This window comes from Streptomyces sp. NPDC051020 (genome assembly GCF_040683105.1).
GTDB lineage: Bacteria > Actinomycetota > Actinomycetes > Streptomycetales > Streptomycetaceae > Streptomyces.
Genome location: NZ_JBFBCG010000209.1, coordinates 1 through 2192 on the forward strand (window position 1 = coordinate 1; position 2192 = coordinate 2192).

Consider the following 2192-nt stretch of genomic DNA (forward strand, 5'->3'; position numbering starts at 1 on the left):
CCACAGCCCTCCGCCCCTACGAGCGACCGCTGGCCCTCCTCGGCCTCAACTGACCTGCACTGATCCATGATCAAACGACTTTGCAATCGCCCTGCGACGATCACGACCGCAATGAACGACGGTGAGCGCTATCTGAGACGCTGTACATTCTGATGAATTCGCTGAATGTGACTCACCACACATTTCCCGCGTCTATTTTCCCCGACGATCACATCCATACACTGAGTGGTCGCTGACAGGATTCGCACAGGCGCCCTGTGCTCATCGGTCAGGCATGTTGCGACGCGTGAGGCACGAGGCCCGGCGTCCAGGCCTCGGAGCGTGCTCTGTGTCGAAGATGTCCCGTCGGACTGCGCTCGGGGCTGTCGGGCTCGGCGCCGTGGCGATTGCCGGATACCAGCTGCGCAGTGAAGAACCTGCGCCGCGAGTGCAAAGACCGGCTGCACGCACCGGGAACAACCCCGTGGTCCGGGAGAACCGTGCAACCGGCTCCAAAGATTGGGCTGTTGGCCAGGACGGCACGAGTGGTGTCACGGATACGTTGGCCCAGATCCAGGGTTACACATCGAAAACATCGGTGGACCGTGGCGATTCCATCGCCTTCCACATAGCGTCCCACATCGCCCAGAAGTGCACGGTAGCGATATACCGCGTCGGACACTACGGGGGCTCTGGCGCCCGGCACCTGACGACCAGTAGACCATTGGCGGTAGAACCCCAGGCCAAGCCGAGTCCGGATGCCGCTACCGGACTCATCGCCTGCGACTGGCCAGTTGCCTGGACCCTGGACATACCGCGCACCTGGGTGTCAGGGATATTCCTGGCCGTGTTCACGTCCGAGGACGGCCATCGCAGTTACACACCCTTCGTCGTGCGCGACACTGCTCGCCGTTCCGACATCCTGATGGTTGTCCCCTTCACCACGTACCAGGCCTACAACATCTGGCCATTCGACGGACGCACCGGCAAGAACCTCTACAAGGGGTACACCTCCGAGGGCGAGTTGGGCGGTAATGACGAGCGCGCCTTCAAGGTGTCTTTCGACCGGCCTTATGCACAGGCCGGGATGCCTCGCTGGTTCGACATGGACACCAGTGCCGCACGGTGGGCGGAGAGCGCCGGTTACGACATCACCTACGCCAGCAGCACGGACCTTCACCAGGGGCGCATCGACCCGTCGAAGTACACCGCCATCGTGTTCTCCGGGCATGACGAATACTGGTCTAAAGGTATGCGCGACTGCGCGGAGGACGCGGTCGGGGCCGGGACCCATCTCGCCTTCCTCGCCTCGAACAACATCTACTTCCACATACGTCTCGAACCCAATGCCGAGGGTCAGCCGGACCGTGTGGTGACCTGTTACAAGGAAGCCCCCGACCCGGACCCCGACACAGCCGGGCCCACCGTACGCTGGCGCCAGCTCGGCAAACGGCACCGCAAGGCGGAACAAGGGCTGCTGGGCGTGCAGTACAACGGCATCCTCAAGGAACCTGTGCCGCTCGTGGTCCGCAAAAGCAGTCACTGGTTCTGGTCGGGCACCGGCCTGCGGGACGGCGACGAGATCCCGGACCTGATCGCTGTCGAGGCCGACGGCTTCAACCCGTCCATGCCCCGCCCCGACGGAACCCGGCAGACGCTACTTTCCGCGTCCCCGTACGTCGACAGCTGGGGCCGCGGCCGCACCGTCCAGAACACCAGCCTGTGCGAGAACCACCGGGGCACACTCGTCTTCGTCGCCGGGACCTTCCACTGGCCACTGGCTCTCAACGACCCCGACCACATCAGCCCACAGGTCCAGCGAGCGACCCACAACCTCCTGACCCGCATGCTGGAGCCGAGAGACGCGTGACGGCCAGCGGCAAATAGCGCCCGCCGCGAGGGGCGCTGGAAGACCCACGATTCACCCATCGCCGACAACATCCTCAGCGTGGCCTCGAAGGTGGGGCAAAAGTGCGGCAGTCTTCAGCCCGTGCCAGGGGGGTGTGATCCTGGACGGATACGAGAGTTCGTCGCCGCGAACAAGGACTGGCTGACCGTCTTCCACTTCCCCTTCTCTACGCACCCGATCTCATCCCCGCAGGAGGGGGTCTGGCTCCTGGGGCAGGGCGATTGCAAAGTCGTTTGATCATGGATCAGTGCAGGTCAGTTGAGGCCGAGGAGGGCCAGCGGTCGCTCGTAGGGGCGGAGGGCTG

1 protein-coding gene is annotated in these 2192 nt (G+C 63.9%); it reads left to right on the plus strand.

Going from position 1 to position 2192, the window contains the following annotated elements; genetic code table 11:
* Nucleotides 1-337 precede the first annotated feature (337 nt).
* Nucleotides 338-1849, plus strand: a complete 1512-nt coding sequence (locus tag AB0N06_RS38705) for a N,N-dimethylformamidase beta subunit family domain-containing protein (RefSeq protein WP_366139346.1) — start codon at nucleotides 338-340, stop codon at nucleotides 1847-1849.
* The last annotated feature ends 343 nt before the right edge of the window (nucleotides 1850-2192 follow it).